This is a genomic window from Klebsiella sp. CN_Kp088, assembly GCF_040064335.1.
Classification (GTDB): Bacteria; Pseudomonadota; Gammaproteobacteria; order Enterobacterales; family Enterobacteriaceae; genus Klebsiella; species Klebsiella aerogenes.
In genome coordinates this window covers 1-25,185 of record NZ_JBEAIQ010000028.1, presented here as the reverse complement: position 1 = coordinate 25,185, position 25,185 = coordinate 1, and the positions used below count along the sequence as shown (strand labels likewise).

Below are 25,185 nucleotides of genomic sequence, written 5' to 3'. Positions count from 1 at the left end.
TATGCTGCAGATTGCACTGCTTTTATGCGGCCGACGTTTTATCGGTGGCAACCGGTACCTTCTTACTGCTGCAGGTCTGATGTGGGGTCTTTTCGGTTTTCTGGTACTGGCGGACGGTATGCTGGGAGCACGCTATTTTCCGCTCGGACTTTTTGGCTGGTTTCTTTTGTGCGAGAGTCTGTTAACGCTTGTTGCGTCATCCGGTGCCACCGGGGCTAAGCGAGGAATTTATCTGTTTAAAGGTGGGATTATTGGAGCCGTGGCCCTGCTTATTCTGTCAGGATATTCAGGCAGTAATCTCCTCCTGGCTATCATACTGGGATTTATCTGTTTGTTGTCCGGCGCTTTTCAGGTTGCTGCCGCCTGGGTGGTTCGTTATCCGTACTGGAGACGCGCGCTGGCTGGCGGGATGTGTCAGATCCTGTATGCGGTATTCCTTTTCCAGCCCTATCCCACTCATCATGATGGAACGGTTCCTCAGTTCATCGGGGCGCTGATGCTGCTCAGTGCCGTTGACTGCATTCTGCTTGCTTTTCGGCTCCGAAGTCTGGCCCCGGGGGTGACTATTTTTGATGTCCAGTCTCCGGACAGCACAGGATACGCGCCGACAAATACAGAACCACAGCATCCCTGTCAGGAAGAAGTGGCGTTGGAAGCGACAGAGCTCCGGGTTCTGGTCTGGACACCGGAAGGTTCTGCTACCCAGGACACTCTCCCCCGGCCAGTGATGAATCGCTATATTGCAGCAGTGGATTCTGCCGGGGTCATTTCTACCGGACATGCCGCGCTGGAGATGCAGGATATCTATATCAGTCTTTACCCGGCAGTGGATATAGATCGGTCCCCTTCGGAGTTTTTTCGCACACTCCGGGCCGTACGGGAGAATAATGTACCCGGAAAATTTCAGGACAGTTACGCATCAGAGTCCGCCGCCTGGTGTGAAGCCGACAGACAGGTTTGTTTTCATACTTTCAACGCGGTATCACTCCGGGCATTCGCTACATACTATCGCCGCCAGGAAATATATAACCTTACCTGGCGAAATTGCTCCAGCAGTGTGGCATACGCACTTGAAGCCGCGTTAGATGGTGTGCTGTGCAACCGGAGCGGCTGGTCGGTTTTTTTACGGCTCTTCTTGCAGCCGGAGCTCTGGATCGCAGCACAACTCCGCCGCCGTGCCACTACCATGGCCTGGACTCCCGGGCTGGTTCTGGATTATTCCCGCGCATTGCACGGGCTGGTTCATCCGGCCAGACTGAACTGGTTTCGCAAACTATGAGATGCAACGGCGTCAGGAAAAGGTGCTCCTTCCGGGCGGTAGAAGAAACATCACCGGCTTCTGACTCCGCCTCCCTCCCGAGCCCTGACAGAAACCGGTATACCTCAGGGTTGTCGGGTCGTGCCGGCAAGTGGTGTCCTGTCAGGATGCTTGTTTCTGCCATCGCAACAGACGGTAGTGTTACCCCAGCATTGTTCATACGGAAAACCGATCAGGGCTTCCATGACGGCACGAACATCCGCTGTGACATGTGAAATCTGGCCACCAGCCCGGATACGTGCCACCTCAGCAAGCACCACCAGATGTGCCTTCCGGTTCAGCTTCATCTGCGCGCTGAAATAAATCCCCGCGAGAGCCAGTGCAATCACACCGACGCAAAAGACCAGCGCAATAGCCATTACCGCACTTTCCGGCTGGGTTTGCGATTTAGACTGGAATCCATAGTAACTCAGGATCGCTCCCATAGTAAACACAATCACAGAGCGCACAAGTTTACCGGAGAAGGTCATCGTGCCGGCATAGATCCCCTCGCGGCGGCGTCCGGTAAAGACTTCGTCAACATCAGCGAGAAAGGTATACACAGTCCAGGGAATGTAATACACCCCGCCCGTACCGATCCCGAAAACAACGGTAATCGCCAGCATCGCCGCAGTGGCATACTGTTGAGGTAGGTGGAAAAAATAGAGCGCGGCATAACACAGTACGGAAAAAATAACGATACCCAGCGCAAGTATATAGGGCTTGCTGAACCCATGTTTTACGCAGATAGCAATAAAAATAGCTGTGGAAAAGAGCTGAAGTACGGAGTTCAGGCTGCTCAGTCCGGATACCATGGTCGGATCATACTGCAGGACAAAAATGATAAAGTAGGTAAAGACAGAAGCAAACAGCCACTCTGCCCCGAAGCCGCACAAATACATACCCAGATGTTTGCGAAAAACACGCAGTGAAAAAGTCGATCTCATCTCCCTCAGCAATGCCAGCATTGCATGGCTGAGCGTGGTGTTTTCTTCACTTTCCGGCGAAGCATCTGCGGCCGGGCGCTCCCACGAGTAATACCAGAGTGTCCCCATCGCCACACATAAAATCACCCCATATGTCAGGGCGGTGTAAAAAAATGGGGTGGCCGATTCTTTACCGTAAACAAGAATGAACTGGCCCGGAATGAAAGCGGCGAGAAAGTTGGCTACTTTACCAAAAATAGCTTTAAAACCAGTGAGTTTAGATCGTTTCGCGAAATCTGCGGTCATTTCAGTGGCGAGTGTTTCATAGGGCACCATGACAGAGGTGTAGATCAACTCAAACAACACATAGGTACAAAGGTAATACCAGAAACCAAATCCATCGATCCACAGCAGGGGGTAGACCATCATCAGGGGGATGCCCAGCAGAATGAAGAACCGGCGGCGGCCAAAGCGTTTACCGAGACGCGTTTTGCCGAAATTATCTGAAATATATCCCATGAGCGGATTGCTGATGGCATCAATAATACTGGCAACCGAAAAAATAGCCGAAGCCTGCAGCAGTGTCAGACCACAAAAGGTGGTGTAAAAGTAAAGTAACCAGATACCGGCAATGGCCAGTGCCCCGCTACCCAGCAAGTTACCCCCTCCATATGCGAGTTGATGCCTGAAAAGAACTGGCCTTTCTGTCTTCATAACCCTGCCCTTTGTTATCAAACAAGAAACGAAATAGCGTTTTATATTTTATGAATCTGTGTTTTATAGTATGGGTAGCCGTAAAGAAAGGTGAGTATGTTCACATTAAAAACATTGCTAAGGGCGCTTCTGAAGAAATTGTGACCGGGGTTACATTTCCATCATCGGTACTGGACATTTCCCCTCGACAGAAAAGATACTTTGTTTTTATTATTATGAAACGCAATTTCATAATAAAATTTCCTTCTGTAATGCAGGGGCTAGTAATGGCTAAGGGTTCAACGATTCAGTTACATTTTCACCATTTCAGTGACCCGCATACCGGGGCTCGGATAACGCGTCTGACACCACCAGATGTGATATGTCATCGCAACTATTTCTATCAAAAAAGCTTTACACGTGACGGCAGCAAACTCCTGTTTGCTGCTGAATTTGACGGTCATCGCAACTATTACCTGCTGGACCGGCAAAAACAGACCGCCGTTCAACTTACACACGGTCGTGGTGACAATACTTTCGGTGGCTTTTTGTCGCCCGACGATCGCAGCCTTTATTACGTGAAAAACGAACGGGAATTACGTCGTGTCAGTCTGGATGATTACAGCGAACATACGATCTATACGGTACCGGAGGAATGGGTTGGCTATGGCACCTGGGTAGCAAACAGCGAATGTACGCGTCTGGTCGGTATCGAAATTGCCCGTGATGACTGGACACCGCTCACCGACTGGCAAAAATTCCGGACGTTTTATCTGCGTCGTCCGCATTGTCGCCTGTTGCAGGTGGATCTGCATAACGGTTCCACGCGGGTGATCCATGAAGCGAACGAATGGCTTGGACATCCCCTCTATCGACCTTACGACGACAGTACGGTGGCATTCTGTCATGAGGGACCTCACGATCTTGTGGATGCACGCATGTGGCTGGTCAACGAAGACGGGAGTAACGTACGCAAAGTGAAAACGCATGCGCCGGAAGAAAGCTGTACCCATGAGTTCTGGGTACCGGATGGTTCCGCACTCCTCTACGTTTCATACTTTAAAGGTCATTCCGAGCGTTACATTCGCCGCTTCTCACCACAAACCGGAGAAGACAGCAGCCTGATGACAATGCCGGCCTGCTCACATCTGATGAGCAATGCCGATGGCACGCTGCTGGTGGGTGATGGCTCGGGTACCCCGGTGGATGTACAGGATACCTCAGGGCATGTCATCGAAAACGATCCCTTTCTCTATCTCTTTGACACCCGAACCCGCCGCTATGCGCCACTGGCAACACATCAGAGTTCCTGGCAGGTGCTGGACGGCGACCGGCAGGTTACCCATCCGCATCCCTCTTTTTCACCCGACGACCGGGACGTGTTATTTACATCTGATTTCGAAGGCCTGCCGGCCCTTTATCTTGCACAAATACCGGATACTCAGGTCAGTTCACTTGGTAAGGAGTAACTATGTTTATTTTTAGGGACGAGACTTCGGAGGAAGATCTCGGTAACGGAGTACGCAGGCGGATTCTGGCGCACAGTGGTTCGCTGATGGCGGTCGAAGTACATTTTGAAAAGGGTGCTGTCGGGTCACTCCACCGGCATATTCACGAACAACTGACCTATGTGCTTTCCGGGCGCTTTGTGTTCACCATTGGCGATGAGACTCGTGAGGTGAAAGCCGGTGACACACTCTACAAACAACCGAATATCATACACGGTTGCGAGTGTCTGGAGGCAGGTATATTGCTGGATACTTTTACGCCACAGAGAGAGGATTTTCTGTAAGAGGCATGGTTTGACGTGGAGTCAGAGGAACCTGTAAAGAGCGGGAGAAGCCAGTGTGTAAGTATCCCGCATAATCGTGCCATTCATAAATGCAAAATGACGAACGGCATCGCTATTCTCTGCGCAGGTCCTGCAGCAGTGTTCCGTATTCCGCGTGAATGACGCTGGAAAATTCACGAATGTTAGCCACCGGGGCCGCTGTCTTGTGCCTGTCCGGTATCACGCACTTGCGATAACCATAGACGCAGCCAGACTCAAGCCAGAACTGTTTGATCTGCCCGGTCAGCATCTGGTCTGTCTGAAGACGGCGGATCCCGGCCTGAGCATCTGACTGTTCATTATGAGTGGAAGAATCCGGACCGTACTTCTTTATCCAGGCCTAAAGACTGTGAGTGGTGATATCGAGACGTGTTGCAACACTGGAAACAGAATGACCACGATCAACAACCTGTTTGACTGCTTCAATTTTAAACTCTTCAGAATAACGCTTACCGCTCATGGGCACCTCTCTTTAAGTCATCTTCAATGACTCTGAGGTGTCTGTTAAACCCGCGGCGATTCACGGTGCCTTTAATTTTTACTCTCAAAATTCAGAGAAGGTGAACAGCAAAGCATGACGCTGCCGTTTGACCAGGCACTTCCTGATTGAAAGAATCCGCATGTTGCGGCGAGATTGGGCTTCCAGCCAGCGCGATTTACGGCGACTTACTTGTCTAAGCATGCGCCAGCGCCCTACTTCCGTTCTACTACGCTTCATTGCTACTACTCTACGAGTGAAAACACGCCCCATTATAAACCGATGAATCTGTCTGACCATCGCTTTCGCTGTGTTTTTATTTGCCAGATGGATGCTGATGCGTAAACTCATGGCATCGGGCTATTCAAAAGGATTTTTCATCTATGACAACCTTTTACACGGTCGTAAACTGGCTGGTCATTCTGGGGTACTGGCTGCTGATTGCCGGCGTGACATTACGCATTCTAATGAAACGCCGTGCAGTGCCTTCCGCCATGGCGTGGTTACTGATTATTTACATCCTGCCGCTGGTGGGAATTATCGCCTATCTTTCCTTCGGCGAATTGCATCTTGGAAAACGGCGCGCCGAGCGCGCGCGCGCCATGTGGCCCTCTACCGCCAAATGGCTAACGGACCTGAAAAGCTGCAAGCATATCTTTGCGCAAGAAAATAGCCCGGTTGCCGAATCGCTGTTCAAACTCTGTGAACGTCGCCAGGGGATCGCCGGCGTTAAGGGTAACCAACTACAGTTGCTAACCGAATCCGATGACGTGATGCAGGCGCTGATTCGCGATATTCAGCTCTCACGACACAATATTGAGATGGTGTTCTATATCTGGCAGCCCGGCGGAATGGCCGATCAGGTCGCCGAGTCGCTGATGGCCGCCGCGCGCCGCGGCGTGCATTGTCGGCTAATGCTCGATTCAGCCGGCAGCGTCGCCTTCTTCCGCAGCCCGTGGGCGGCCATGATGCGTAACGCCGGTATCGAGGTGGTTGAAGCGCTTAAAGTTAATCTGATGCGCGTGTTCTTACGCCGCATGGATTTACGTCAACATCGTAAAATGGTGATGATCGACAACTATATCGCCTACACCGGCAGTATGAATATGGTCGATCCGCGCTACTTCAAACAAGATTCCGGCGTCGGTCAGTGGGTCGATCTGATGGCGCGAATGGAAGGCCCGGTGGCTACGGCAATGGGGATTGTCTACTCCTGCGACTGGGAAATTGAAACCGGCAAGCGAATTTTACCCCCGCCGCCGGACGTCAATATCATGCCGTTTGAAGAGGCTAACGGGCATACCATTCATACTATTGCTTCCGGCCCCGGCTTCCCGGAAGATTTGATTCATCAGGCGTTGTTAACTGCGGCTTATGCGGCGAAAGAACATCTGATCATGACCACCCCCTACTTCGTCCCCAGTGATGATCTGCTGCACGCCATCTGTACCGCAGCCCAGCGCGGCGTCGAGGTCAGTATTATTATGCCGCGCAAAAACGACTCCCTGCTGGTAGGCTGGGCCAGCCGCGCCTTCTTCACTGAACTGCTCGCTGCTGGGGTGAAAATTTATCAATTCGAAGGCGGCCTGCTACATACCAAAAGCGTGCTGGTAGATGGCGAACTGAGCCTGGTCGGTACCGTTAATCTTGATATGCGCAGCCTGTGGCTCAATTTCGAGATCACGCTGGCGATCGACGACGTGGGCTTTGGCGGCGACCTGGCGGCGGTGCAGGACGATTACATCTCCCGCTCGCGCCTGCTGGATGCAAAACTGTGGGCCAAACGACCGCTATGGCAGCGGATCGCAGAGCGACTGTTTTACTTCTTCAGCCCGTTGCTGTAAAACGTGCCCATCAGATGCTTAACGGGTAGCAATCATGGATATGGATTTAAACAATCGCCTGACCGAAGACGAAACGCTCGAACAGGCCTACGATATCTTTCTTGAGCTGGCGGCCGATAACCTCGACCCGGCGGATATCATTCTTTTCAATCTGCAGTTTGAAGAGCGCGGCGGCGCCGAACTGTTTGACCCGGCGGAAGACTGGCAAGAGCATGTCGATTACGACCTCAATCCAGATTTCTTCGCCGAAGTCGTTATTGGCCTGGCCGATACCGATGGCGGCGAGATCAACGATATTTTCGCTCGCGTTCTGCTATGCCGGGAAAAAGATCACAAGCTGTGCCACATTCTGTGGCGCGAATAAGCATTAAGCTAATGCGCCTGTAGGAAAGCCTGCCGACGGTAACATCGGCAGGCTTTTTGTTTTATACGTTATTGCGGTAATTCTGTTCCGCAGGCGTGGCAGAAACGGGCATTTTTATCATGCTCGGCGTTACTGCAGTTTGGGCAAACGCGGCGGGCACGTCGGTTTTGCAGCGCCGTCGTCATATGCGTCGTAATCAGCCCGGTCGGGATGGCGATGATAGAATAACCGATGAGAATAAGCACCGAGGCGAGTATCCGCCCTAATGGCGTATGCGGCGTAATGTCGCCGTATCCCACCGTAGTAATGGTGACGATTGCCCAGTAGACCGAGGCATTTAAGGTGGTAAACCCGTATTGCGGCCCTTCAATTAAATACATCAGCGAGCCAAAAATCACCATCACAATAGCAATAAACGAGTAGAACAGAATGAGCTGGTGACGGGCGCTGACGATAGCCCGCCAAAAAATATTCAGCGACGGCATAAAGCGCAGCAGTTTAAGAATACGCAGCGCGCGGATAACCCGCATGGCCCGCCAGGCAAAGACATACTCAAGGCTCATTTCCGGCCATAACCACATTACATACAGCGGAAGAACGGTCGCCAGATCGATAAATCCCCAGAAGCTGAAGATATAGCGCAGCGGATTCGGCCAGCTTATTACGCGTAAAATATATTCCACGGTGAAGACCGCGGTAATTCCTAATTCCAGCCAGACAAAAACATGCCATTCATCTAGCGACAGGTGATACTGCGAACCGAGTCCGGACTCAACAAAAATAATAACCACGCTCAACAGGGCAAATAAACCGCAAAGCCCTTCAAAACGGCGGCCGGAGCGACGAGTTTGATCAAAGAGTAGATGGTAAAGCCGCAAACGGGCGGCGGAAAGCGAAACTGCCACGTTAACCTCACAATAAAAAAGGGCTGACATCAGTCAGCCCGAGTGATTATAACGGGTCTACCTTCAGGCAGGAAACCGCATGGCGGAAACTGCCCTCCAGCACCGGCCGCGTTTTGGCGCATTCGGGCCCGGCCAATGGGCATCGGGTGCGGAATACACAACCCGATGGCGGATTAATCGGCGAAGGCAACTCCCCTTCCAGCAGTTGGATGGTTTTGTTTTTCTCCAGATCGGGATCCGGCACCGGCACCGCCGACATCAGCGCTTTGGTATAAGGGTGCAGCGGATTATGGTACACCTCATCATAGGTCCCCAACTCCACCGCGTGGCCTAAATACATCACCAGCACACGGTCGGAAATATGTTTTACTACCGCCAGATCATGGGCGATAAAAATCAATGATAGCCCCATCTCCCGTTGCAGTTGCTGTAGTAAGTTCACCACCTGCGCCTGAATGGAAACGTCCAGCGCCGAAACCGGCTCATCGCAAATAATCAACTTAGGCTCAAGGATCAGCGCACGCGCGATACCAATGCGCTGACACTGGCCGCCGGAGAATTCGTGCGGATAGCGGTTAATCAGGTTCGGCAACAGGCCGACCTTCATCATCATCGCCTTCACGCGATCGCGCACTTCCTGACGAGGCATCTTCGGGTGATAGGTCCGCAGCGGTTCAGCGATGATTTCGCCAATGGTCATACGCGGATTCAGTGAGGCCAGCGGATCCTGGAAGATCATCTGGATATCACTACGCACATCGCGCCACTCTTCAGGTTTCATGCCCAGCAGGTCTTTACCCAGCCAGGCGACTTTACCGTCGGTGGCTTTCACCAGGCCGATAATGGCGCGGGCGAAGGTCGATTTACCGCAGCCGGATTCGCCAACCACCCCCAGCGTTTCGCCTTCATACAGGCGCAGAGTGACGCCATCGACCGCTTTGAGCGTTTTTGATGGCTGCCAGAACCATTGCTTGCCATCTTTAATATCAAAATGCACTTTCAGATCGGCAATTTCGAGCAGCACTTTTCTTTGTTCGATCACGGCGTTCATAGCAGGTCCCCCACCGGTTTAAAGCAGGCACGCAGGCGGCCTGGCGCAAACGACTCCAGAGGCGGAGCGCTATTACAGATTTCCATGGCATGCGGGCAGCGCGGCTGGAAAGGACACCCTTTCGGCAGACGCAGCAGGTTCGGCGGGTTGCCTGGAATCGTTAGCAAGGAATCGCCTTCGCCATCGAGACGCGGTACCGCATTGAGTAAACCGATCGAGTACGGGTGCGACGGTTGATAGAAGACGTCGCGCGCCTGACCGTATTCCATGGTGCGCCCGGCGTACATCACCAGTACCTTATCGCAGATCCCCGCGACCACGCCGAGGTCGTGGGTAATCATAATAATCGCGGTGTTGAATTCGCGCTTCAGCTCGTTGAGCAAGGTCATGATCTGCGCCTGCACCGTGACGTCCAACGCGGTGGTCGGTTCATCCGCGATCAGCAGTTTTGGCCGACATAACAGCGCCATGGCGATCATCACGCGTTGGCGCATCCCGCCGGAGAACTCGTGCGGGAACATCTTCATGCGCTTACGCGCTTCCGGCATCTTCACCGCATCGAGCATCCTTACCGACTCTTCAAAAGCCGCGGCTTTGCTCAGCCCTTTATGCAGCATCAGCACTTCCATCAACTGCTCGCCGACCCGCATATAAGGGTTCAACGAGGTCATCGGGTCCTGGAAAATCATCGAAATCTGTTCGGCGCGCAGCTTATTCAAATCGCGCTCGGGCAAATTAAGGATTTCGCGACCGTTAAAAGTGGCGGAACCGCTAATATGGCCATTCGCGGCCAAAAGCCCCATTAGCGCGAACGCCGTTTGCGATTTACCGGAACCTGACTCACCGACGATGCCTAAGGTTTCGCCGGCCCTCAGGTTAAAATTCAGATCGTTAACCGCGGTGACATCGCCGTCTGGCGTTTTAAACGTCACCCGAAGATCCTTCACATCCAGCAGCAGACCGCTTTGCTGCGCGGCCTGCGGCGCTTTAGTCATTTCAATTGTGCTCATGACGGCGCTCCTTAGCGGTCTTTCGGGTCGAGGGCATCACGCAGGCCATCGCCGATAAAGTTAAAACAAAACAGCGTTACCACCAGGAACCCGGCAGGGAACAGCAACAGCCACGGCGATACCTCCATTGAGTTGGCGCCATCACTGAGTAATGCGCCCCAACTGCTTAGCGGCTCCTGGGTCCCAAGGCCGAGGAAGCTCAGGAAGGATTCGAACAGAATCATGCTAGGTACCAACAGTGATGCGTAAACCACAACTACACCCAGCACGTTCGGCACGATATGACGAATAACGATATTCGCGGTAGAGACCCCGCCGACCTGCGCGGCTTCAATGAACTCTTTACGTTTCAGACTCAGGGTCTGGCCGCGTACGATACGCGCCATATCCAGCCACGACACCATCCCGATCGCCACAAAGATCAGCAGGATGTTCTGGCCAAAGAAGGTAACCAGCAGGATCACGAAGAACATAAACGGGAAGGAGTTGAGGATTTCCAGTAAACGCATCATCACCGAGTCCACTTTGCCGCCGAGATAGCCGGAAAGCGAACCATAGAGGGTACCGAGGATCACCGCCACCAGCGCCGCGGCAACGCCAACCATCAGCGATATGCGCCCGCCAATCGCCACGCGCACCAGCAGGTCGCGACCGGATGAATCGGTACCAAAATAGTGACCAGACTCCATATCCGGGGCATTGGACATCATCCCCCAGTCGGTATCGAAATAGGAGAACTGCGACAGCATTGGAGCGATAGTCACAAACAGTGCAATAATCACCAGCACAATCAGGCTTGCCACCGCCGCGCGGTTATGCATAAAGCGACGACGCGCATCCTGCCACAGGCTACGGCCCTCAACTTCCAGCTTCTCACTGAAGTGCTCCAGCGCCTCGCTGTTTTTCTTACTTAACATCATGGCGAACTCCGGCTTCAGTAGCGAATTTTCGGATCGATAACGGCGTACAGTACGTCGACGATCGCGTTAAACAGAATGGTCAGCGCGCCGACCAGAATCGTCAGGCTGAGCACCAGCGAGTAGTCGCGGTTAAGTGCCCCGTTGACGAATAACTGGCCAATACCCGGCAGGCCGTAAATCGTTTCGATAACCATTGAGCCGGTGATAATGCCGACGAATGCCGGCCCCATATAGGAAAGCACCGGCAGCAACGCAGGCTTCAGCGCGTGGCGGAAGATAATTCGGCGCATCGGCAGGCCTTTCGCCCGTGCGGTACGGATGAAGTTGGAGTGCAAAACTTCAATCATCGATCCACGGGTGATACGGGCGATACTGGCAATATATGCCAGCGATAACGCCACCATCGGCAGGATCATAAATTTCAGCGCCCCGCCGTTCCAACCGCCGCCAGGCAGCCAATGCAACGTGATGGCGAAAATCATCACCAATAGCGGCGCCACCACAAAACTCGGTATGACGACGCCGGTCATTGCCACCCCCATCACCGCGTAGTCCCATTTGGTATTTTGTTTTAACGCGGCAATAACCCCGGCGCTGACGCCCAGGATTACCGCTAATAAAAAGGCGGCAAGGCCCAATTTGGCGGAAACCGGGAAGCTTGATGCCACCAGATCGTTCACCGAATAATCTTTATATTTAAAGGAAGGACCAAAATCACCGTGCGCCAGCTGCTTCAGATAATTGAAGTACTGGGTCATGATGGGGTCGTTTAAATGATATTTCGCTTCAATGTTCGCCATGACTTCCGGCGGCAGCGTACGTTCACCGGTAAAAGGACTGCCCGGCGCGAGGCGCATCATGAAGAAAGAGATAGTAATAAGGATGAATAGCGTCGGAATCGCTTCCAGACAGCGACGTAATATGAATTTTAACATTGCCCGTACCTTCTGGCCTGTGCCTATCGAGTGCGATGAATTCAGACACGGTGGGGCAAGCTCTGCCTGCCCCACGTCTTGCCATTAATGTTTGATAATATATAGGTTCTTCACGTAAATATTATCCAACGGGTCTTTACCGGTATAACCGCCAACCCACGGTTTAACCAGGCGCGCGTTCACATAGTAGTAAACCGGAACAATCGCGGAATCTTTATCCAACTGTTGCTCCGACTGCGCGTACAGCTCTGCGCGTTTCGCTTCATCGGTGACCTGCAGGGTATCGCCGATGATCTTATCAAATGCCGGGCTCTTATAATGCGCCGTGTTGTTAGAACTGTCGCTGAGCATGGTGTTCAGGAACGATGTCGGCTCATTGTAATCAGCACACCAGCCGGCGCGGGCGACGTCAAAGGTGCCTTGATGGCGGCTGTCGAGGAAGGTTTTCCACTCCTGATTTTCCAGCTTAACGTTAGCGCCAAGGTTTTTCTTCCAGATGGACGCCACGGCAATAGCCAGTTTTTTATGTAGGTCGGAAGTGTTATACAGCAGGTTAAAGGTCAGCGGCTTATCAGCGGTATAACCGGCTTCCGCCAGTAATTTTTTCGCTTCTTCATTACGCTTTTCCTGAGACCATTTGAACCACTCGGGTTCAACGAGTTTCATGCCGTCGGTGTATGGCGGAGTGTAACTGTAAGCCGGCAGATCGCCCTGGTTTTTCACTTTATTGACGATAATATCGCGATCCAGCGCCAGCTTAAGCGCGGTACGGACGCGTACATCGGTAAATGGCGCTTTCTGGTTATTGATTTCGTAATAATAAGTACACAGATAAGGATCGACGTGAACTTCTTTCGGGATCTCTTTTTTCAGCTTCTGGAACAGTTCAATCGGCATGTTGTTATAGGTCATGTCGATTTCGCCGCTGCGGTAGCGGTTCACATCGGTAACTTCAGAAGAAATTGGCAGGTAAGTTACCTGGTTAATAACCGTTTTAGCGTTGTCCCAGTAATTCGTATTACGCTCGAGCACAATACGTTCGTTCACCACCCAATCTTTTAGTTTATAGGCGCCGTTGGTGACGATATTCGCCGGCTGAGTCCATTTTTCACCATATTTTTCGATGGCGGCTTTTGGTACTGGGGAAACGGATGGATGGACAAGGAGTTTATAGAAATAAGGGACCGGCTCGCTCAGGGTGACTTCAAAGGTTTTGTCGTCGATCGCTTTGACGCCGAGATCGGTTGCTGGTTTTTTGCCGGCAATAATCTCATCGACGTTGGCGACATGGCCGTACTGGAGATAGCTGGCGTACGGTGATGCTGTTTTCGGGTCGGCCAGACGCTGCCAGCTATAAACGAAATCTTGCGCGGTAACCGGCGAACCATCAGACCATTTGGCATCTTTGCGAATATGGAAAGTCCAGACTTTAAAATCTTTGTTATCCCACGATTCGGCAACGCCCGGAACAGGATGGCCGTTAAGATCGCCAATCACTAACCCTTCAAACAGATCGCGGTTAACGTTGGACTCCGGTACACCTTCAATTTTATGCGGATCCAGAGATTGCACCTCTGCCCCGTTATTACGCACCAGCGTTTGTTTATCCGCCAGTTGCACCCCGGCAGGAACATCCGCTGCCATAGCAACATTTGCGGTGATGAGCGCAGATAAAATTCCCGCCGCTACCAGACTTTTTTTAGTGATGATGGTCATGTGTTGTTACTCCACTCATTATAATTACTGGTTATTTAACCAGCCTGTTATTTTTCCCTTATAGGGATTCTGTACAGTGCAGGAGTCTTTGCCGCTGTCAGATTTTACTGCTTGCTATCACCGACTTATTTATTACGACCGCTCAAACGGCAGCCTTGACGTCGATTCTTTACCCCTTGTCCAGAGGGGAATGTCGGCACAACGAGTCATTTAATAATAATTCTCATTTGTGCATATTAGTTAGTTAGCGATCAGGCCGGAAAGTACCAAAACGATTTCTTGTCCGCCAATGCAATTTGCAAATATGTTACCGGATTCTCTTTTATTGTTTTTTTTACCGTGCTTATCGTAAGACTTATAACGCCAAAAAAGAAAAAACATTGTTTTTAATCAGCAAGATAGGACCACCCTGTCGTTTTGCGGCCCGGCGCTGCGCGCGAAGTTGCTTTTTTGTACAAAAATTTAACAGTTGTCTATTTTTTAGCACATTAATCTGCTGTCTCAATGAAATTACTAATATCATTTCAATGATCCGACAGCAAGCGCCAGAGAATGGTGTGATGAAAATAACAGTGACGACAGGAGAAAGACAGTACGGCGAGATAGAATAAAATCAACTAACCATATGATAAATATAAAATTAAATTATCATTAGCAAAAGTTATCGCTTGTCTTTGTTATTAGTACCAGGAATAACTTTTGCTAATAATCTTTCAAACGCGAGGCCCAACCCCGCGCCTGATACACCGGCTATGCTGTCAATCCAGGAAACAACGCTTTAATCCCGGTAACAATAAACTCGATGCCTAAAGCCATCAGTAACAGACCCATGATACGTGTAATGACGTTAATACCGGTCTGCCCCAGCAATCTGACTAACCATGGCGCCATGCGGAAAATTCCCCAACAACAGGCGGCAAACAACGCAATAGCGATTGAAAAACCAATCAGATGGGCAATCGAGTGATAACGCGTGCCCCACACGATCGTGGAACTAATTGCCCCCGGCCCCGCCATTAAAGGTAATGCCAACGGTACGACACCAATGCTTTCACGAATGGCCGTCTCCGACTTCTCTTGTTTATTTTGTTTATCTTCGCCGAGTTTGCCGCTGATCATCGACATGGCGATCGTCACCACCAGGATCCCGCCGGCAATACGGAAGGAATCAATTGAGATGCCGAAAATTTGTAAGATGCCATCGCCAAGAAAGAGCGAGGTAAGCAGGATGATACCCACCGACAGGTTAGCCGTCAGATTCGTCTTATTACGTACCAGCGCCGTCTGGTAACTGGTCATACTAATGAAAACCGGAATGATGCCAACCGGATTGACCAGCGCGAACAGGCCGATAAAAAATTTAAAATAAATAGCGAAATCAAACAACGGTAGGGTCACAGTGAACTCCGCAGCACCATTAAAAAAGGCTGTTGACAGTATCGGTACAAAATAATTGCGCAGAAGATACCCTTTTCATCGCCACAATTCATCTCAAATATGCAGCCGGGGTTTATTGATTTTATTTGTTATATATTTGTTTCGCGCATGCACTTTATTCATTAAATATGCATATCTTATCATTAACCTTGACTTGATTGGTTAATTATTGACCTGCTGAAAGGTATCAGCATCGCCAAATATTGATCCAAATCACGTAATTAATACTCAGAAGTGAGTAATCTTGGCTACATCAACAGAGTGAAAGGCCGAAGTACCTGAGTGCGTAGTGAGACAAAGCTTTTTTAGTAAATCAGTGGGTTCAAAGCGTTAGAAATCTTTACGTTAACATTTACATGCAAGCTGTTAACAGCCTGTCTATAATGTCGAATCGAGCTACTGTTTTACTAAAAAAGTTTAACATTATCAGGAGAGCATTATGGCTGTTACTAATGTCGCTGAACTTAACGCACTTGTAGAGCGCGTAAAAAAAGCCCAGCGTGAATATGCCAGTTTCACTCAAGAACAAGTTGATAAGATCTTCCGTGCCGCCGCTCTGGCCGCTGCAGATGCTCGAATCCCTCTCGCTAAAATGGCTGTTGCCGAATCCGGCATGGGTATTATTGAAGATAAAGTGATCAAAAACCACTTCGCTTCCGAATATATCTACAACGCCTATAAAGATGAAAAGACCTGTGGCGTCCTGTCTGAAGACGACACTTTCGGTACCATCACCATTGCTGAGCCAATCGGTATTATTTGCGGTATCGTCCCGACTACCAACCCGACTTCTACTGCTATCTTCAAATCGCTGATCAGCCTGAAGACGCGTAACGCCATCATCTTCTCTCCGCACCCGCGTGCTAAAGACGCGACTAACAAAGCGGCGGACATCGTATTGCAGGCAGCTATTGCCGCAGGCGCGCCGAAAGATCTGATCGGTTGGATCGACCAGCCTTCCGTAGAACTGTCTAACGCACTGATGCATCATCCTGACATCAACCTGATCCTCGCCACCGGCGGCCCAGGTATGGTTAAGGCCGCTTATAGCTCCGGTAAACCAGCTATCGGCGTTGGCGCGGGCAACACGCCGGTTGTTATTGATGAAACGGCTGATATCAAACGCGCTGTGGCGTCCGTACTGATGTCAAAAACCTTCGATAACGGCGTTATCTGTGCTTCTGAACAATCCGTGGTGGTTGTCGACTCCGTCTACGACGCCGTCCGCGAGCGTTTTGCCAGCCATGGCGGCTACCTGCTGCAGGGTAAAGAGCTGAAAGCCGTTCAGGACATCATCCTGAAAAATGGCGCGCTGAATGCGGCGATCGTTGGTCAACCAGCGGCAAAAATCGCTGAACTGGCAGGCTTCACCGTGCCAGCCACCACTAAGATTCTGATCGGCGAAGTTACCGACGTTGACGAAAGCGAACCGTTCGCTCACGAAAAACTGTCTCCGACGCTGGCAATGTACCGTGCGAAAGATTTCGAAGACGCGGTCAATAAAGCAGAAAAACTGGTCGCCATGGGCGGTATCGGTCACACCTCTTGCCTGTACACCGACCAGGACAACCAGCCGGCTCGCGTGGCCTACTTCGGCCAGATGATGAAAACCGCGCGTATCCTGATCAACACCCCGGCTTCCCAGGGTGGTATCGGCGACCTGTATAACTTCAAGCTCGCACCTTCCCTGACTCTGGGTTGTGGTTCCTGGGGTGGTAACTCCATCTCTGAAAACGTTGGTCCGAAACACCTGATCAACAAGAAAACCGTTGCTAAGCGAGCTGAAAACATGTTGTGGCATAAACTTCCGAAATCTATCTACTTCCGTCGTGGCTCACTGCCAATCGCACTGGATGAAGTGATTACTGATGGTCACAAACGCGCGCTGATTGTGACTGACCGCTTCCTGTTCAACAACGGTTACGCGGACCAGATCACTTCCGTACTGAAAGCGGCTGGCGTAGAAACCGAAGTGTTCTTTGAAGTTGAAGCTGACCCAACGCTGACTATCGTGCGTAAAGGCGCGGATCTGGCCAACTCCTTCAAACCAGACGTAATCATCGCCCTGGGCGGCGGTTCCCCGATGGATGCGGCAAAAATCATGTGGGTCATGTACGAGCACCCGGAAACCCACTTCGAAGAACTGGCGCTGCGCTTTATGGATATCCGTAAACGTATCTACAAGTTCCCGAAAATGGGCGTCAAAGCCAAGATGGTTGCCATTACCACCACCTCCGGTACCGGTTCTGAAGTTACCCCGTTCGCCGTAGTAACCGACGATGCAACTGGACAGAAATATCCGCTGGCTGACTACGCTCTGACTCCGGATATGGCGATTGTCGATGCCAACCTGGTCATGGATATGCCGAAGTCTCTCTGTGCCTTCGGTGGTCTGGATGCCGTGACTCACGCTCTGGAAGCTTACGTCTCCGTACTGGCTTCTGAGTTCTCCGATGGTCAGGCTCTGCAGGCGCTGAAACTGCTGAAAGAGTATCTGCCGGCCTCTTACCATGAAGGTTCTAAGAACCCGGTAGCCCGCGAACGTGTGCACAGCGCCGCCACTATCGCCGGTATCGCGTTTGCTAACGCCTTCCTCGGCGTGTGCCACTCAATGGCGCACAAACTGGGCTCGCAGTTCCACATTCCTCACGGTCTGGCAAACGCCCTGCTGATCAGCAACGTTATCCGCTATAACGCGAATGACAACCCGACCAAGCAGACCGCATTCAGCCAGTATGACCGTCCGCAGGCGCGCCGTCGCTACGCTGAGATCGCAGACCACCTGGGCCTGAGCGCTCCGGGCGACCGCACTGCGGCGAAAATCGAGAAACTGCTGGCATGGCTGGAAAGCCTCAAAGCTGAACTGGGTATTCCGAAATCTATTCGCGAAGCCGGCGTTCAGGAAGCTGATTTCCTGGCTCACGTTGATAAGCTGTCTGAAGACGCCTTCGATGACCAGTGCACCGGCGCTAACCCGCGCTACCCGCTGATCGCCGAGCTGAAACAGATTCTGCTGGATACCTACTACGGTCGTGACTTTGTAGAAGGTGAAGCGGCGGCTGTGAAAAAAGAAGCGGCTCCGGCCAAAGCTGAGAAAAAAGCGAAAAAATCCGCTTAATTCGCAGAATTGAAATGAACGAAGCCCCATCTATTGATGGGGCTTTTTTTATATTCGTACTTTATTAGAGTTTCATCCAGGAGTATTGAATGCAATGAATCTGGTGAAGTCGGAATAAAGGAACCGATTCCATAAAAGACAACAGGCGCCATTTAGACGCCTGAAGGTAATGAAATTACAGCATTATTCGCCGTGGCGCAGCTTACTTTGCACCTGAGTTAATGAACCGGTGCTTAACGCCTCTTTATAATGCTTACGGCATACGGAAACGTACCGCTCATTACCGCCAATCACTACCTGTTCTCCTTCATTGTATGGCCGCCCTTCCTGATCAAGGCGTAACACCATGCTTGCCTTACGGCCACAGAAGCAAATCGTTTTTAACTCAACCAGTTTATCCGACCATGCTAACAAATACTGGCTACCGCTGAATAACTCACCGCGGAAGTCTGTACGCAAGCCGTAGCACAATACAGGGATATCCAGCTCATCCACGACTTCTGAGAGCTCATGAACCTGTTCGCGGGTCAGGAACTGGCTTTCGTCCACCAGTACGCAATGGATGGGCTGGCGGGCATGTTCTGACGCTATATCGGCATATAACGATGTCTGAGGATTATACAGCCGCGCTGGTGAAGAAAGCCCGATTCGTGAGCTCACTTTGCCAGAACCAAAACGGTCGTCAATTTCAGCGGTATAAACGACGGTACGCATCCCTCGTTCCTGGTAATTGTACGACGACTGCAACAGCGCAGTAGACTTACCTGCATTCATTGCAGAATAGTAAAAATAAAGTTGTGCCATCGGCTGCGTAACCCCAATCAATGTGTTTTACCGCGCAATTGTATCATATATTACTGAGCCTACCGTGCTTTCACGGCGGTATTGCTGCTGGTTTAATGACAATGCTTTACAACAAATGAAACGGCCAGCGAAGGAATAGCGTTCAGACATCACCGTCACCACGGTAGCAGATACAAATCATTGTCGTTTTGTGCTTAAACCGCCATTCTCCAGACAACTATAATGGGTTTTGGTCGCCAATTTATATTAAACATCACCATAACTAATGCGCTAAAACTGAAGTGTGATATTTATCCACGTGAAGTATAAATTTACTCTCGAAACGCAGGAAAATCATCCTGACTCATGGTTTTAGCGTCAGTGCGTATGCTTAAGCTATAAGCGAGAAGATGTGAAGTCGCGCGAAAATTTAACTTAAATTATTTAATCAACCAGACAAATAACAAGTAATTTTGAATTCCTTACATTCTCCCCTATTGCACATCTGATTTTATCGCTCTATTATTAGTTCAACAAACCACCCCACAATATAAGTTTGAGATTACTACAATGAGCGAAGCACTTAAAATTTTGAACAACATCCGTACTCTTCGTGCGCAGGCAAGAGAATGCACCCTTGAAACGCTTGAAGAGATGCTGGAAAAATTAGAAGTTGTCGTTAACGAACGTCGTGAAGAAGAAAGCGCCGCTGCTGCTGAAATTGAAGAGCGCACTCGTAAACTGCAACAGTACCGCGAAATGCTGATCGCTGACGGTATTGATCCGAATGAACTGCTGAGCACTATGGCAGCAGTTAAAGCTGGCACCAAAACTAAACGTGCTGCACGTCCGGCAAAATACAGCTACGTTGATGAAAACGGCGAAACTAAAACCTGGACTGGCCAGGGTCGTACTCCGGCAGTCATCAAGAAAGCAATGGACGAGCAAGGTAAAACACTGGACGATTTCCTGCTCTAATTCGCTTTACGCTTGATATAAAAATCCCGCTTCGGCGGGATTTTTTTTATCGTTACACGCTGAAAGTATCAGGCATAAAAAAACCGGTTCGCTATCAGGCGAACCGGTTTTTCGGGTGGCGAATATTACTTCGCGACCACTTGCGCAAGCCAGGCTTTAAAGTCTTCGCCCAGAGTTTTATGGCGAACGCCATATTCTACGAAGGCCTGCATATAGCCGAGCTTATTACCGCAGTCATGGCTTTTGCCTTTCATGTGGTAAGCTTCTACGGTTTCTTTCTCGATCAGCATATCGATAGCATCTGTCAGCTGAATTTCATCACCGGCTCCCGGAGGGGTTTTCGCCAGCAGCGGCCAAATATCGGCGCTCAGCACATAACGACCGACTACCGCCAGATTAGACGGCGCGACGTCTGCTTTTGGTTTCTCAACAACGCCAACCATCGGCACGCTTTCGCCAGGCTGCAGGCTTTCGCCTTTGCAGTCAACAACACCATAAGCGGTGACGTCTTCAACCGGCTCAACCATGATCTGGCTGGCGCCCGTTTCGTCAAAGCGAACAATCATCTCCGCCAGGTTATCACGGGTCAGATCGGACTCATATTCGTCCAGAATCACGTCGGGCAGAATAACCGCAACCGGCTCATCGCCGACAACCGGATGCGCGCACAGCACCGCGTGACCCAGACCTTTAGCCAGCCCCTGACGTACCTGCATAATGGTGACGTGCGGCGGACAGATAGACTGAACTTCTTCCAGAAGCTGACGTTTTACACGTTTTTCCAGCATCGCTTCGAGTTCGAAGCTGGTATCGAAATGGTTTTCAATAGAATTTTTCGAAGAGTGTGTCACCAGAACAATTTCAGTAATCCCAGCGGCGATACATTCGTTAACAACATATTGGATTAATGGTTTATCTACCAGTGGCAGCATTTCTTTCGGAATAGCCTTGGTGGCGGGTAGCATCCTGGTGCCTAATCCCGCTACCGGGATAACAGCTTTTCTTACTTTAGAATTAAGGGCAGCCATTGAAATCTCCTGGACTGTTCGTTTTTTGAACTTAATCGTCAATAAATAACGCATCGAGTATATCAGTCTGATCAGTTAAACCTGGTCTGAAAAGGTATGGATACCCTCGAATTAGGACTTTTACGCATAAAACGCAGTGATAGTACCACCGGAAATGTAGGCCCGGTAATCCCACCTACTAAAAATAGAGCGAATTGTTCAATCTGCAGACAACATCAAGCGTAAACGTCCCCCTGCTCCCCAAATTTGGCACTGCCAGGATGCGCAGCGCTGACTAATTTGGTTGAGGTATGCGTTGCCCAACGTTCCTAATGGAACGCCGTTACTAATTTGAATTTTATGCTCTCCGGTATTCAACGTACCGTTAAGACCGGCAGAAACCAGAATCAAATTTTTTAATCCGCTGTGATAATAACCAACCAGCAATGGGAATTGACCCGGTAAATTGGCCTGGCGGAGTAATTGGTTAACTTGTTTTAACAATGCGCCCATTTCCGGCAGGCGCTGTCCCTGATGAGCAAGTTGTTCTTGCAGCAAACCATTAAACAAAGCGCGTAATAATAATGCCGCCAGAACGCCATTATCGCCAGCGCGGGTGACATCCAGGCAATAAAACGCCAGATCGTTTTCTGATAACGGCGCAATATCCAGCACCAACCCCGGCTTATCCGCTGAGATAAGCTGACGATAATTGATACGACAATGGGAAATCTCCTGCTGCACCGGCGGCTGAAGTTCCTGTAATAACCTTGACGCCGCCAGGGGATCGCTAACTAACGCGTCCCAGTCTTCAAATAATCTCTCTTCCTCTTCAACTCGTGAACTAAACATTGTCGGGTAGAGACATGCATACACCGTTTCACGCAGGCGATTAAAATCTTTTACCGGCTTCAGTAAGACATCCTGCACGCCAAGACGTAATGCTTTAGCAATATCCGCCATGTTTTCGGTTGCTGAAATCATCAGAATCGGGAGCTGTTCACCCTGGTTGCGAACCTGCTCAACCAGTTCAAGGCCGTTCATCCTCGGCATCGAGATATCGCAAATCATCAGATCCGGTTTCGAAATCGCGATTTGCTGTAGCGCTTCAATGCCGTCTTCCGCCTGGCGGGTAGTCGCCCCCAGGGAAGTTAGCCAGCTATCAAGGAGAGAGCGGAAAACGGGTTCGTCTTCAACTATCAGAATCTGTTTTCCCGCCAATGGCTGCGTCATGTTCTCTCCCCTGGCTGACGATAATTAAATAGTGGCACGCTATTCACGCTATCGCCTGTCAGAATTTACTTAAGTGTTGGACAAGTGCGCTACGCGGAAGTGCGCACCAAGGGTAATAATTCATCCATTTTTTTCTCAACGGCCAGCTGTCCTGCGGCCATCGCTTCGCCAGCACGATGAAAATCGAGAGTGGAGATTTGCGGACAAAACGGCTGGAGCAGGATATCCGGCGGATCGCCTGCCATACGATTACGTTTAAGGCGATTTTCCAGCACCTGTATCGAGGTTGACATAATCTCCATCGCCGTGGGGGTTATTGTCGCACGGCGAGAGCTCATTCTCCCCAACCGGGATCGCAGACGGGAATGCCAACTGAGCTCCTCTATCGGCTCCGGACGAGGCGACTCTATTGATAATAAATCCTGTTGCATAAGATGGGCGTCATGCTGGAGATCGACGGCAATCACAATATCCGCCCCCAAAGCTCGCGTCAGTGAGACCGGGACCGGATTAACCACCGCGCCATCCACCAGCCAGTAGCCGTTATGCATCACCGGCGACATCAGGCCAGGCATACTACAAGAAGCGCGGACCGCCATGTGCAGATCGCCTTCCGTAAACCATAATTCGCGCCCGGTACTCAGATTAGTCGCCACGGCGGCAAAACGGCGTTCGCACGCTTCAATTTGCGCGACGGGCATAATTTGCCGGTATTGATTGAACACCCGCTCGCCGCGTAACAGTCCGCCGCGCCGCCAGGAGAGATCCATCAATCGCAGCACGTCCCAGTTGCTAAAGGAGCTAACCCACTTTTCCAGCGCAGGGAGGCGATTGCAGGCGTAGGCCGCACCGACTAAGGCACCAATCGAACATCCCGCTACCACATCGACATCAACTCCCGCCCGATGCAGCGCTTTGATCACGCCGATATGCGACCAACCGCGCGCGGCGCCAGCCCCTAGCGCTAAACCAATCTTTAGCTTTCTCATTAGTACAGATACATATCCTTCCACTCCGAGCATGACATCAGCGCCATCGCTCAGTTAACATAATGCACTTTGGCGCTCTGGCGCCGTCATTCTTTTCCATGGAGGCGATTTTGTCGCAATTATGCCCCTGTGGCAGCGCTCTGGAGTATAGCTCATGTTGCCAGCGATATCTGACTGGCGGTCAGCTTGCGCCGAGCCCGTCACAGCTGATGCGTTCCCGCTATAGCGCATTCGTGATGAAAGATGTCGATTATTTAATCAAAACCTGGCATCCACACTGTGAGGCGCCACGCTTTCGCGCCGATATCGAAAAAGGCTTTGCCAATACGCAGTGGCTTGGTTTAACCGTTTTCGCAACCGATAACGGCCGTAGTTCCGATGAAGGCTTTGTCAGCTTTATCGCACGCTTTACTGAAGATAACCGTCCCGGCGCGATTATTGAACGTTCCAGATTCTTAAAAGAAAACGGACAGTGGTACTATATTGACGGCACCCGACCATTAATTGGTCGTAATGACCCCTGCCCTTGCGGCTCAGGTAAAAAATTTAAAAAATGCTGCGGCCAGTAAGGCCCGGCATCAGCAATTGCAAACACAACAGGATTTTCCCCGCGATGCATTCATTACAACGTAAAGTACTACGCACCATTTGCCCTGATCAGAAAGGCCTCATCGCGCGTATCACGAATATTTGTTACAAACACGAGCTGAACATTGTACAGAACAATGAGTTTGTCGATCATCGTACCGGCCGCTTCTTTATGCGTACCGAGCTCGAAGGCATCTTTAATGACGCCACCCTGCTCGCCGACCTCGATAGCGCGCTGCCGGAAGGCTCAATCCGTGAACTCAATCCCGCGGGCCGTCGCCGGGTGGTGATTCTGGTCACCAAAGAAGCTCACTGTCTCGGCGATCTGCTGATGAAAGCCAACTATGGCGGTCTGGATGTCGACATCGCCGCGGTTATCGGCAACCATGAAACGCTGCGCACGCTGGTAGAACGTTTTGATATTCCTTTTGAGCTGGTGAGCCATGAAGGATTGAGCCGCGAAGAGCACGACCAGCGGATGGGTGATGCGATAGCCGCCCACGATCCGGATTACGTGGTACTGGCAAAATACATGCGCGTGCTTACCCCGGAGTTTGTCGCCCGCTTCCCGAATAAAATCATTAATATCCACCATTCATTCCTGCCCGCGTTTATCGGCGCGCGTCCGTATCATCAGGCCTATGAGCGCGGCGTGAAGATCATTGGCGCCACCGCCCACTACGTGAATGATAATCTGGATGAAGGCCCAATCATCATGCAGGACGTGATTCATGTCGATCATACCTATACCGCCGAAGATATGATGCGCGCGGGCCGCGACGTGGAAAAAAACGTCTTAAGCCGTGCGCTGTATCAGGTGCTGGCGCAACGCGTCTTTGTTTACGGTAATCGGACGATTATTCTTTAATCGACAGCGAAATGAATTGGTTAGCTTTGCGGCGTTACGCGTAAAAATCAGGCAACCAGTTTAATTTTGTCAAAGGAATGCTTTACAGGGGCGCGTCATTTGGTATGATGCGCCCCGCTTCCCGAGAAGGGAGCAGGCCAGTACAAAGCATTACCCCGTGGTGGGGTTCCCGAGCGGCCAAAGGGAGCAGACTGTAAATCTGCCGTCATCGACT

Annotated in this window: 22 protein-coding genes and 1 pseudogene; 9 read left to right on the top strand and 14 right to left on the bottom strand. The window is 50.9% G+C overall.

Annotated features, from left to right (window positions below):
* The first annotated feature begins 1 nt into the window (after position 1).
* Positions 2 to 1,279, top strand: coding sequence for a peptidase (locus ABLV08_RS17605; protein ID WP_032711425.1), 1,278 nt, complete (start codon positions 2 to 4; stop codon positions 1,277 to 1,279).
* A gap of 104 nt (positions 1,280 to 1,383) precedes the next feature.
* Here ABLV08_RS17605 and ABLV08_RS17600 read toward each other — a convergent pair whose 3' ends face one another.
* A complete protein-coding gene (locus tag ABLV08_RS17600; RefSeq protein ID WP_348856084.1) occupies positions 1,384 to 2,937 on the bottom strand; it encodes an MFS transporter in 1,554 nt (517 codons plus the stop codon).
* A gap of 266 nt (positions 2,938 to 3,203) precedes the next feature.
* Here ABLV08_RS17600 and ABLV08_RS17595 point away from each other — a divergent pair, with 266 nt between their 5' ends.
* Together ABLV08_RS17595 and ABLV08_RS17590 are read left to right on the top strand one after the other, a co-directional pair.
* Entirely contained in the window at positions 3,204 to 4,385 is a 1,182-nt protein-coding gene (locus tag ABLV08_RS17595) for an oligogalacturonate lyase family protein (RefSeq protein WP_348856083.1), read from the top strand.
* A 2-nt stretch (positions 4,386 to 4,387) separates the two neighbouring features.
* Positions 4,388 to 4,708, top strand: coding sequence for a cupin domain-containing protein (locus tag ABLV08_RS17590; RefSeq protein WP_020079107.1), 321 nt, complete (start codon positions 4,388 to 4,390; stop codon positions 4,706 to 4,708).
* 226 nt (positions 4,709 to 4,934) lie between these two features.
* Here ABLV08_RS17590 and ABLV08_RS17585 read toward each other — a convergent pair.
* A pseudogene (locus ABLV08_RS17585) lies at positions 4,935 to 5,207 on the bottom strand (transposase); the annotation flags it as partial.
* Positions 5,208 to 5,291: 84 nt separating this feature from the next.
* Positions 5,292 to 5,465, bottom strand: coding sequence for a YciY family protein (locus ABLV08_RS17580; protein ID WP_086538044.1), 174 nt, complete (start codon positions 5,463 to 5,465; stop codon positions 5,292 to 5,294).
* A 143-nt stretch (positions 5,466 to 5,608) separates the two neighbouring features.
* On the opposite strand from ABLV08_RS17580, the gene cls reads away from it, so the two are divergent.
* Together cls and ABLV08_RS17570 are read left to right on the top strand one after the other, a co-directional pair.
* Positions 5,609 to 7,069, top strand: a complete 1,461-nt coding sequence (gene cls, locus ABLV08_RS17575) for a cardiolipin synthase (protein WP_015367063.1) — start codon at positions 5,609 to 5,611, stop codon at positions 7,067 to 7,069.
* Positions 7,070 to 7,103: 34 nt separating this feature from the next.
* On the top strand, positions 7,104 to 7,433 hold the full coding sequence (locus tag ABLV08_RS17570) for an HI1450 family dsDNA-mimic protein (protein ID WP_015367064.1): 330 nt from the start codon (positions 7,104 to 7,106) through the stop codon (positions 7,431 to 7,433).
* A gap of 68 nt (positions 7,434 to 7,501) precedes the next feature.
* Here ABLV08_RS17570 and ABLV08_RS17565 read toward each other — a convergent pair whose 3' ends face one another.
* From ABLV08_RS17565 to ABLV08_RS17535, 7 genes are all read right to left on the bottom strand, one after another.
* Entirely contained in the window at positions 7,502 to 8,368 is an 867-nt protein-coding gene (locus ABLV08_RS17565; protein WP_020079110.1) for an ion transporter, read from the bottom strand.
* 16 nt (positions 8,369 to 8,384) lie between these two features.
* Complete coding sequence (gene oppF, locus ABLV08_RS17560) at positions 8,385 to 9,389, bottom strand: murein tripeptide/oligopeptide ABC transporter ATP-binding protein OppF (protein ID WP_015367066.1); 1,005 nt, start codon at positions 9,387 to 9,389, stop codon at positions 8,385 to 8,387.
* Entirely contained in the window at positions 9,386 to 10,399 is a 1,014-nt protein-coding gene (locus ABLV08_RS17555; protein ID WP_015705106.1) for an ABC transporter ATP-binding protein, read from the bottom strand. Before ABLV08_RS17555 ends, oppF begins: the two co-directional genes overlap by 4 nt.
* A gap of 11 nt (positions 10,400 to 10,410) precedes the next feature.
* A complete protein-coding gene (oppC, locus tag ABLV08_RS17550) occupies positions 10,411 to 11,319 on the bottom strand; it encodes an oligopeptide ABC transporter permease OppC (RefSeq protein ID WP_015367068.1) in 909 nt (302 codons plus the stop codon).
* A gap of 14 nt (positions 11,320 to 11,333) precedes the next feature.
* Positions 11,334 to 12,254 carry an oligopeptide ABC transporter permease OppB gene (gene oppB, locus ABLV08_RS17545; RefSeq protein ID WP_015367069.1) on the bottom strand — a complete coding sequence of 307 codons (921 nt, stop codon included), beginning with the start codon at positions 12,252 to 12,254 and terminating at the stop codon, positions 11,334 to 11,336.
* Positions 12,255 to 12,338: 84 nt separating this feature from the next.
* The gene (gene oppA, locus ABLV08_RS17540; protein WP_015367070.1) at positions 12,339 to 13,970 is read right to left on the bottom strand and encodes an oligopeptide ABC transporter substrate-binding protein OppA; all 1,632 of its coding nucleotides are present in this window, start codon (positions 13,968 to 13,970) and stop codon (positions 12,339 to 12,341) included.
* A 750-nt stretch (positions 13,971 to 14,720) separates the two neighbouring features.
* Positions 14,721 to 15,368 carry a YchE family NAAT transporter gene (locus tag ABLV08_RS17535; protein WP_015367071.1) on the bottom strand — a complete coding sequence of 216 codons (648 nt, stop codon included), beginning with the start codon at positions 15,366 to 15,368 and terminating at the stop codon, positions 14,721 to 14,723.
* A gap of 478 nt (positions 15,369 to 15,846) precedes the next feature.
* On the opposite strand from ABLV08_RS17535, the gene adhE reads away from it, so the two are divergent.
* Entirely contained in the window at positions 15,847 to 18,525 is a 2,679-nt protein-coding gene (gene adhE, locus ABLV08_RS17530) for a bifunctional acetaldehyde-CoA/alcohol dehydrogenase (RefSeq protein WP_015705105.1), read from the top strand.
* Between the two features lie 183 nt (positions 18,526 to 18,708).
* Here the strand turns inward: adhE and tdk are convergent, their stop codons facing one another.
* Positions 18,709 to 19,329: a thymidine kinase gene (gene tdk / locus ABLV08_RS17525; protein ID WP_015705104.1), complete on the bottom strand. Its 621-nt coding sequence runs from the start codon at positions 19,327 to 19,329 to the stop codon at positions 18,709 to 18,711.
* Positions 19,330 to 19,878: 549 nt separating this feature from the next.
* Between tdk and hns the strand changes: the two genes are divergently transcribed.
* Positions 19,879 to 20,286: a histone-like nucleoid-structuring protein H-NS gene (hns, locus tag ABLV08_RS17520; RefSeq protein ID WP_004103116.1), complete on the top strand. Its 408-nt coding sequence runs from the start codon at positions 19,879 to 19,881 to the stop codon at positions 20,284 to 20,286.
* 125 nt (positions 20,287 to 20,411) lie between these two features.
* Here the strand turns inward: hns and galU are convergent, their stop codons facing one another.
* From galU to rssA, 3 genes are all read right to left on the bottom strand, one after another.
* Complete coding sequence (gene galU / locus ABLV08_RS17515) at positions 20,412 to 21,314, bottom strand: UTP--glucose-1-phosphate uridylyltransferase GalU (protein WP_048228664.1); 903 nt, start codon at positions 21,312 to 21,314, stop codon at positions 20,412 to 20,414.
* Positions 21,315 to 21,512: 198 nt separating this feature from the next.
* Positions 21,513 to 22,526 carry a two-component system response regulator RssB gene (gene rssB, locus ABLV08_RS17510; protein WP_015367077.1) on the bottom strand — a complete coding sequence of 338 codons (1,014 nt, stop codon included), beginning with the start codon at positions 22,524 to 22,526 and terminating at the stop codon, positions 21,513 to 21,515.
* A gap of 89 nt (positions 22,527 to 22,615) precedes the next feature.
* Entirely contained in the window at positions 22,616 to 23,515 is a 900-nt protein-coding gene (gene rssA / locus ABLV08_RS17505; RefSeq protein WP_015367078.1) for a patatin-like phospholipase RssA, read from the bottom strand.
* A 110-nt stretch (positions 23,516 to 23,625) separates the two neighbouring features.
* Between rssA and ABLV08_RS17500 the strand changes: the two genes are divergently transcribed.
* Together ABLV08_RS17500 and purU are read left to right on the top strand one after the other, a co-directional pair.
* Entirely contained in the window at positions 23,626 to 24,084 is a 459-nt protein-coding gene (locus tag ABLV08_RS17500) for a YchJ family protein (RefSeq protein ID WP_026612345.1), read from the top strand.
* A gap of 44 nt (positions 24,085 to 24,128) precedes the next feature.
* Positions 24,129 to 24,971: a formyltetrahydrofolate deformylase gene (gene purU / locus ABLV08_RS17495; RefSeq protein WP_015705100.1), complete on the top strand. Its 843-nt coding sequence runs from the start codon at positions 24,129 to 24,131 to the stop codon at positions 24,969 to 24,971.
* Positions 24,972 to 25,185 lie beyond the last annotated feature (214 nt).

What these genes read in the sequence shown, in the direction of transcription:
- ABLV08_RS17600 (WP_348856084.1), bottom strand. Translation starts at nt 2,937, where the DNA reads ATGAAGACAGAAAGGCCAGTTCTTTTCAGGCATCAACTCGCATATGGA.
- ABLV08_RS17580 (WP_086538044.1), bottom strand. Translation starts at nt 5,465, where the DNA reads ATGAAGCGTAGTAGAACGGAAGTAGGGCGCTGGCGCATGCTTAGACAA.
- oppC (WP_015367068.1), bottom strand. Translation starts at nt 11,319, where the DNA reads ATGATGTTAAGTAAGAAAAACAGCGAGGCGCTGGAGCACTTCAGTGAG.
- ABLV08_RS17590 (WP_020079107.1), top strand. Translation starts at nt 4,388, where the DNA reads ATGTTTATTTTTAGGGACGAGACTTCGGAGGAAGATCTCGGTAACGGA.
- rssB (WP_015367077.1), bottom strand. Translation starts at nt 22,526, where the DNA reads ATGACGCAGCCATTGGCGGGAAAACAGATTCTGATAGTTGAAGACGAA.
- oppA (WP_015367070.1), bottom strand. Translation starts at nt 13,970, where the DNA reads ATGACCATCATCACTAAAAAAAGTCTGGTAGCGGCGGGAATTTTATCT.
- cls (WP_015367063.1), top strand. Translation starts at nt 5,609, where the DNA reads ATGACAACCTTTTACACGGTCGTAAACTGGCTGGTCATTCTGGGGTAC.
- purU (WP_015705100.1), top strand. Translation starts at nt 24,129, where the DNA reads ATGCATTCATTACAACGTAAAGTACTACGCACCATTTGCCCTGATCAG.
- oppF (WP_015367066.1), bottom strand. Translation starts at nt 9,389, where the DNA reads ATGAACGCCGTGATCGAACAAAGAAAAGTGCTGCTCGAAATTGCCGAT.
- ABLV08_RS17570 (WP_015367064.1), top strand. Translation starts at nt 7,104, where the DNA reads ATGGATATGGATTTAAACAATCGCCTGACCGAAGACGAAACGCTCGAA.
- ABLV08_RS17595 (WP_348856083.1), top strand. Translation starts at nt 3,204, where the DNA reads ATGGCTAAGGGTTCAACGATTCAGTTACATTTTCACCATTTCAGTGAC.
- rssA (WP_015367078.1), bottom strand. Translation starts at nt 23,515, where the DNA reads ATGAGAAAGCTAAAGATTGGTTTAGCGCTAGGGGCTGGCGCCGCGCGC.
- ABLV08_RS17565 (WP_020079110.1), bottom strand. Translation starts at nt 8,368, where the DNA reads ATGTCAGCCCTTTTTTATTGTGAGGTTAACGTGGCAGTTTCGCTTTCC.
- ABLV08_RS17555 (WP_015705106.1), bottom strand. Translation starts at nt 10,399, where the DNA reads ATGAGCACAATTGAAATGACTAAAGCGCCGCAGGCCGCGCAGCAAAGC.
- hns (WP_004103116.1), top strand. Translation starts at nt 19,879, where the DNA reads ATGAGCGAAGCACTTAAAATTTTGAACAACATCCGTACTCTTCGTGCG.
- adhE (WP_015705105.1), top strand. Translation starts at nt 15,847, where the DNA reads ATGGCTGTTACTAATGTCGCTGAACTTAACGCACTTGTAGAGCGCGTA.
- tdk (WP_015705104.1), bottom strand. Translation starts at nt 19,329, where the DNA reads ATGGCACAACTTTATTTTTACTATTCTGCAATGAATGCAGGTAAGTCT.
- oppB (WP_015367069.1), bottom strand. Translation starts at nt 12,254, where the DNA reads ATGTTAAAATTCATATTACGTCGCTGTCTGGAAGCGATTCCGACGCTA.
- ABLV08_RS17605 (WP_032711425.1), top strand. Translation starts at nt 2, where the DNA reads ATGCTGCAGATTGCACTGCTTTTATGCGGCCGACGTTTTATCGGTGGC.
- galU (WP_048228664.1), bottom strand. Translation starts at nt 21,314, where the DNA reads ATGGCTGCCCTTAATTCTAAAGTAAGAAAAGCTGTTATCCCGGTAGCG.